Source organism: Pseudomonas sp. 2822-15 (assembly GCF_002742515.1).
Taxonomy (GTDB): Bacteria; Pseudomonadota; Gammaproteobacteria; order Pseudomonadales; family Pseudomonadaceae; genus Aquipseudomonas; species Aquipseudomonas salomonii.
In genome coordinates this window covers 1-287 of record NZ_LJRY01000365.1, presented here as the reverse complement: position 1 = coordinate 287, position 287 = coordinate 1, and the positions used below count along the sequence as shown (strand labels likewise).

1 protein-coding gene is annotated in these 287 nt (G+C 38.0%); it reads left to right on the top strand.

The window, feature by feature from the left end; translation table 11 throughout:
- Positions 1-287, top strand: a 287-nt coding sequence (locus AOA59_RS28775; protein ID WP_143522859.1) for a tetratricopeptide repeat protein, incomplete at both ends; no start/stop codon positions are given.

The following is a 287-nucleotide window of genomic DNA, read 5'->3' as shown; positions in this document are numbered from 1 at the left end:
ACGATGATGGACGTGCTGTTACTTTTTTTAAAAAAGCTATTGAATTGGATGGGAACTTAGCAACAGCTTACTATGGTCAGGGAAATGCTTATTTTAACCAGCAAGAGTTTCTATATGCAATTGACGCATACCAGGAAGCTCTAAACAAAGGGCTGAAAGAAGGGGATGTTTATTATATGTTAGGGATGAGTTTTTATCATCATGGAGATCTAACACGTGCCCTCCCTAGTCTACAACGTGCTTCAGAAATAAATCCAACAGATCTAGAAGCAAATTTTCAATATGGG